The sequence below is a fragment of the Streptomyces sp. CBMA123 genome, assembly GCF_014596465.1.
Taxonomy (GTDB): domain Bacteria; phylum Actinomycetota; class Actinomycetes; order Streptomycetales; family Streptomycetaceae; genus Kitasatospora.
The window spans coordinates 1-6,358 of sequence record NZ_MECK01000292.1 but is presented as its reverse complement, the minus strand read 5'-3'; the positions used below and the strand labels follow the sequence as shown (position 1 = coordinate 6,358).

The window sequence follows — 6,358 nt, the reverse complement described above, 5'->3', positions numbered from 1 at the left end:
CCCCCCCCGCCCCCCGCCCCCCCCCCCCCCGCCCCGCCCCCCCCCCCCCCCCCCCCCCCCCCGCCCCCCCCCCCCGCCCCCCCCCCTATCCCGACACGACGCTCTTCCGATCTCGGCCAGAGCGGCCTCGGCGACCTCGCCGCGCCACTCGCCGAGATCCGCGACACCACCCGGCAGGTGATCGCCGAGTACGAGGCGATCGCCCAGCTCACCGCGCACGCCGCCGCCCGGACCTCGGAGACCGCCGAGCACGTCGAGGGCCTGCTGCGCACCGCCCGCGGCGAGACCCTCGCCGACGCCGCCGAATGGGTCGACCGGCTGGCCGCGCTGCGCCGCGCCCAGGGCCGGGTGGAGGCGCTGCGCGACCTGCCCCGGGCCGAACCGCAGCGCATCGACGCGCTCGCCGCACACCTCGCCGAGGGGCTGGCCGAGGCCGCCGGCCGGGCCGTCGGCCAGCTCGCCGAACCCTCCGCCTTCGAACCGCACCGGCGCCGGGCCGGCGAACTGGCCGAGCGCTGCGCGGGCATCACCACCGCGACCGAGGCCGAACCGCTCGGGATCGAACTCACCGAGCAGAGCGAGGCGTTGCAGACCGTCTCGGAGCTGGTCGGCACCCTCGACCTGGCCGACGCCACCACCCGCACCGCAATCCTGGACCGGCTCGCCGACGTGCTCGGGCTGCTCAACCGGGGCCGTTCCACGCTGACCGTCCGCCGCCGGGAACTGCGCACCCGCGAGGCCGCCGCCGAGTTCGCCGCCGAGACGGCGCTGCTCGCCCAGGCCGTCACCGCGGCCCTCGCCGCCGCCGACACCCCCGAGGCCTGCGACGACCTGCTCGGCCGGCTGCTGCTGCGGATCGAGCAGTTGGAGACCCGCTTCGCCGACGCCGACCCCTCGCTCGGCGAACAGCTCACCGAACGCCGCACCGCGGTCCACGACGCGCTCACCGCCCGCCGCCAGCACCTGCTGGAGGAGCGGGCCGGCCGCGCCGACCGGCTGGCCGCCTCCGCCGAGCGCATCCTCGACACCCTGCACCGGCGCCTCGCCGCCCTCGGCACCGCCGCCGAGATCGACGCCGCCCTGGCCGCCGACCCGACCGCCGTCAAACTCCGCGACCTCGCCGGCCAGTTGACCGGACTCGGCGACAAGGTCCGGGCCGAGGAGCTGACCGGACGGCTGCGCGCCGCCCGCGGCCGCGCCCACCGCGCCCTGCGCGACCGCGCCGAACTCGCCGGGGACGGCCCCGGCACCCTGCGACTGGGCCGCCACCTGTTCACCGTCACCACCCAGCGCCCCGAACTCACCCTGCTGCCCTGGCACGGCCGCCCCGCCTTCACCCTCACCGGCACCGGCTACCGCTCCCCCGTCACCGACCCGGCCTTCGCCGCCACCGAGCGCTACTGGGCCCGCCCGCTGCCCTCCGAGACGCCCGCGCTCTACCGCGCCGAGTACCTGGCCGCCAGCCTACTGCTGGCCGCCGAACCGGGGGGCCTCACCGCCGACACCGACCTCCTGGAGTACGTCCGCCGGGCCGTCGAACAGCGCCCGGACGAGGGCTACCAGCGCGGGGTGCACGACCACGACGCGGCGCTGGTGCTCCGCGCCCTGCTCGAACTCGACGCCGAGGCAGGCCTGTTGCGCCACCCGGCGGACGCCCGGGCGGCGGCCCAGCTGTACTGGGCGCACGGCACGGACGAACGGCAGCGGCTGGTCTGGCACACCCGGGCCCGCTCGCTCGGCCTCGCCCGCCAGGCGTACGGCGGCACCGTACCGGCGCTCGCCGCCCTGGCTGCCCTGGCCGCCGAACTGTCTGCCGCCGTGGCGGAGTTCACCCCGGGAGCGACCGGAGCCGGAGACTACCTGGCGGCCGAACTCGCCGCCGCCGCACCCAGCTTCGCCTACTCCGCCGGAGCCCGCGCCCTGCTGGAGAAGTTCCACGCCGCTCCCGAGTCGGCCGGGCTGACCCAGGCCCTGGCCGCCCTCCCCGAGGACCCTGCACTGCTCCCGGTACGACGCCAACTGGCCGACGCCTGGCTGGAGTCGGCCGCCGCCGACACCGACCCGGGCGACCGCGCCGAGGCCGCCGCCATCCTGCTCTGCCCGGCCCTGCCACGCCGCCCCGCCGAGGGCGCCGTCGGCACCCGGCTGACCGGGCTGCTCGGCGACCACCCCCGGCTGACCGGCGGTTCGCTCGACCTGCGACTGGACGAACTGCTCACCCGCGTCCGCGAGTTCGAGCAGACCGACGCCCCCGGCCAGCGCGCCTACCAGCGGCTGCGCGGCGAGCTGCTGACCGCCGAGCACGCCCGGCTGCGGCTCGACCAGTACCGGCCCGCGCCGCTCAACGGCTTCGTCCGCAACCGGCTGATCGACCAGGTGTACCTGCCGCTGATCGGCGACAACCTCGCCAAGCAGCTCGGCACCGCCGACTCCGGCGGGCCGGTGGACCGCAGCGGCCTGCTGCTGCTCGTCTCCCCGCCCGGCTACGGCAAGACCACCCTGGTCGAGTACCTCGCCGAACGGCTCGGCCTGCTGCTGGTCTCGGTCAGCGGCCCGGCCCTCGGCCACCACGTCACCTCGCTGGACCCGGCCGAGGCCCCCGATGCCACCTCCCGGCGCGAACTGGAGAAGCTCAACTTCGCCCTGCACGCGGGCGACAACGTGCTGCTCTACCTGGACGACGTCCAGCACACCTCGCCCGAGTTCCTCCAGCGCTTCATCCCGCTGTGCGACGCCCAGCGCCGGATCGACGGCGTTCAGGACGGCGAGGCCCGCGAGTGGGACCTGCGCGGCAGACGCTTCGCCGTGGTGATGGCCGCCAACCCGTACACCGAGTCCGGCCGGCTCTTCCGGCTGCCCGACATGCTCGCCAACCGCGCCGACGTCTGGAACCTCGGCGACGCCGTGGCCGGCCGGGAGGACCTCTTCGCGCTCAGCTTCGTCGAGAACGCCCTGCCCGCCAGCCCCCACCTGGCCCCGCTGGCCACCGCCGAACGCGCCGACCTGGACACCCTGCTCGCCCGCGCCGCCGGCACCCCGGGCGGCACCCTGTCCGGCGCCTGGCCGGCCGCCGAGGTCGAGCGGATGACCGCCGTCCTGGCCGGGCTGCTCCACCTGCGCGGCACCGTCCTCGCCGTCAACCGCGCCTACCTCGCCTCCGCCGCCCAGGACGACCGCGCCCGCACCGAGCCGCCGTTCCTGCTCCAGGGCTCCTACCGCAACATGGCCAAGCTCGCCCAGCGCCTGGACCCCGCCCTCACCCGGCCGGAACTCGACGCCCTGCTCACCGACCACTACCGGGCCGAGGCCCAGCCGCTCGGCGCCGACGCCGAGGCCCAGCTGCTGAAGCTGGCCGAGCTGCGCGGCGCCCTGACACCCGAGCAGGCGGCGCGCTGGGCGGAGCTCAAACGGGCCTGGCGCGACTGAGGAGGAGCGAGGGGGGTGTAGCCAGCTACACCCCCAGGAGTGAACCCCTGGTCATTGAGCCACCCCCGCCCCGGGCGATGGGATGGGGATCATGAACGCCACGGACTTTGCCGTCGAACTCCGCTCCGTCCGCCGGACCTACCGGCGCGGGCCCGAGCCCGTCATCGGCCTCGCCGATGTGACCATCGGGTTCCCCTTCGGCACCTTCACCGCCGTCATGGGCCCCTCCGGCTCCGGCAAGTCGACCCTGCTGCGGTCGGCGGCCGGGCTGGAGGCCATCGACGGCGGCGAGGTGCGGGTCGACGGCACCGTCCTCGGCGGGCTGCGCGACAAGGAGCTGACCGTCCTGCGCCGGGAGCGGATCGGCTTCGTCTTCCAGTCCTTCAACCTGCTGCCCGCGCTGACCGCGGCCCAGAACGTCGCGCTCCCGGCCCGGCTCTCCGGCCGCCGCCCCGGGCCGGCCGAGGTGACCGCCGCGCTGGCCGCCGTGGGCCTCGCCGACCGGGCCGGGCACCGGCCGGCCGAGCTGTCCGGCGGCCAGCAGCAGCGGGTCGCCATCGCCCGGGCGCTGATCACCCGCCCGGCCGTCCTGCTCGCCGACGAGCCCACCGGCGCGCTGGACTCCAGCAGCGGCCGCGAGGTGCTCGCCCTGCTACGCGGGATGGCGGACGACCCGGGCCGGGCGGTGGTGATGGTCACCCACGACCCGGTCGCCGCCGGGTACGCGGACCGGGTGCTCTTCCTCCGGGATGGCCGGCTGGCCGGCTCGCTGGAGCGGCCCACCGCCGAACAGGTCGCCGCCCGGATGACCGCGCTGGAGGCTCAGACCTCGGAGGCCCAGCCGTCGGAGGCCCAGCCGTCGGGCGTCCAGCCGGCGGGCACCCAGGTGTCGGACGCCCAGGCGCCGGAGGCCGTCGCATGCTGACCCTCGCCCTCGCCTCCGTCCGGCTCCGCTGGGCCTCGTTCGTCGGCAGCTTCATCGCGCTGGCCTGCGGCGTCGCCCTGATGGCCACCTCGCTGCTGGTCATCGCCGCCACCGCCGACGTCCCCGACCAGGGCCGCCAGCGCTTCTCCCAGGCCCCGGTGCTGGTGACCGCCGACCTGAACGTGGACTTCACCCCCGCCGGCGGCGACCCCCAGCCCACCCCGGTCCCCGCCCAGCCGGGCCTGCCCGCCGCCCTGATCGCCGCCGTCGCCGCGACCGGCCCGACCGTCGCGGACCACACCTTCTACGCCCAGCTCGCCGACGGCCCGCGCGGACAGGTCGGCCGCGCCTGGTCCGGCGCGGCCCTGGGCGGCTACCGGCTCACCGCCGGCACCGCACCCAGGGCCGACGACCAGGTCGTCATCGGCGGCGGCAGCCCGGAGCAGGTCGGCCGGCAGGTCCGGTACGTCACCGCCGACGGCCCGCACACCGCGACGGTCTCCGGCGTCACCGAGGCCGAAGCCTTCGAGCACGCCGTCTTCTTCACCGACGCCCAGGCCGCCCGCTACTGCCCCGCCGTCGGCGTGCTGGCCGCCTTCGGCCCCGCCGACGCGGTGCGCCGGGCCGTGGACGCGGCCGGCGGCGCGAGCGTCGCCCGGGTGCTCACCGGCGCCGAGCGCAGCCAGGCCGACCCGCACCACGCCGAGGTCAGCAGTCGGCTGGACGACGTGCAGACCCCGCTCGGCCTGTCCGCCGCGGTCTCCAGCGGCACCGCCGTGTTCGTGGTGGCCGGCACCTTCGCGCTGTCCATCGCGCAGCGCCGGCGCGAACTCGCGCTGCTGCGGCTGATCGGCGCCACCCGCCGGCAGCTGCGCGCCCTGGTCAACCGGGAGGCGCTGGTGGTCGGCGTCCTGGCCTCCGCCGCCGGGTGCGCGCTGGGCGCGGCCGGGGCGGCGCCGGCCGGCCGCTGGCTGGTCGACCACGCCATGGTGCCGGCCGAGTTCACCGTCCCGGTCACCTGGTGGGGGCTGCTCGTCGCGGGCGCCATCGGGCTGCTGACCGCGATCGGCGGCGTGCTGGTCTCCTCGCTGAAGGCCGGACTGATCAGCCCCGGCGAGGCGCTCGCGGACGCGGACGTGGAACGGCGCTCGCGCGGCGCGCTGGCGTTCCGCTGGCTGAGCGGCCTGGTGGTGCTGGGCGGCGGCATCGTGGCCCTGGTGCTGACGGCCCGCACCTGGCCGGACGCGGCGGCCAACGCCGCCGACTCGCTCGCCCTGCTGCTGGCCATCGTCGCGGGCTGCGTCCTGCTGGCGGCCGTGCTGGCCGGGCCGGCGATCCGGCTGCTGACCGCGCTGCCCGCGCTGGTGGGCCGGCTGCGCGGGCGCCCCGCCGAGGAGGCCGGCGGCATCGTCTGGGCCACCGCCCGGCAGAGCTCGCTGACCGCCTTCCGGCGCACCGCGGCGACCACCACCCCGGTGGTGCTGGTGATCGCCTTCGCCGGGTGCCTGCTCGGCAGCATCGACACCATCAACCGCTCGCAGGTCAGCGAGGTGCGCCACCAGCTGTCCGCCGCCGACCTGGTCGTCAGCCCGGCCGGCACCCCCGGGCTGAACCGGACCGTGGTGGACCGGGTCCGGGCCGTCCCCGGGGTGCGGGCGCTGGTCATCACCCCGACCTCGCTGATGGCCGTCGACCCGACCGGCCAGGCCCTGGTGCCGCTCAGCGCCGCCACGGCGGACCCTGCCGCGCTGGCCGAGGTCGACCGCCTGCCGGTGGTCGCGGGCTCGCTCGCCGACCTCGGCCCCGGCTCGGTGGCGCTCAGCCGTACCTGGCCGGGCTCGCCCCGGGTCGGCGGGCGGGTCTCGGTCCGGCTGGCCGACGGCACCCCGCGCGACGTGCGGGTCGTCGCCCTGCTCGGCAGCGGTGCCGAGACCGTCCAGGCCTGGGTGACCGGCGCCGACGCCGTCACCGCCGGGGTCAACGGCCCGGGCGGCGTCGGCGGCCCGG

General features: G+C 77.2%; 3 protein-coding genes. All 3 read left to right on the top strand.

The features are described from left to right. Nucleotides 1-177 precede the first annotated feature (177 nt). Nucleotides 178-3,426, top strand: coding sequence for an AAA family ATPase (locus BG452_RS47800; protein WP_188307090.1), 3,249 nt, complete (start codon nucleotides 178-180; stop codon nucleotides 3,424-3,426). 91 nt (nucleotides 3,427-3,517) lie between these two features. After that, on the top strand, nucleotides 3,518-4,351 hold the full coding sequence (locus BG452_RS27725) for an ABC transporter ATP-binding protein (RefSeq protein WP_188307089.1): 834 nt from the start codon (nucleotides 3,518-3,520) through the stop codon (nucleotides 4,349-4,351). Beyond that, the coding region (locus BG452_RS27720; RefSeq protein WP_188307088.1) for an FtsX-like permease family protein at nucleotides 4,345-6,358 on the top strand (2,014 nt) is incomplete at its 3' end. The genes BG452_RS27725 and BG452_RS27720, both read left to right, overlap by 7 nt.

Bases quoted from the DNA above. Each gene is read 5' to 3' on its own strand.
- BG452_RS27725 (WP_188307089.1), top strand. From the start codon at position 3,518: ATGAACGCCACGGACTTTGCCGTCGAACTCCGCTCCGTCCGCCGGACC.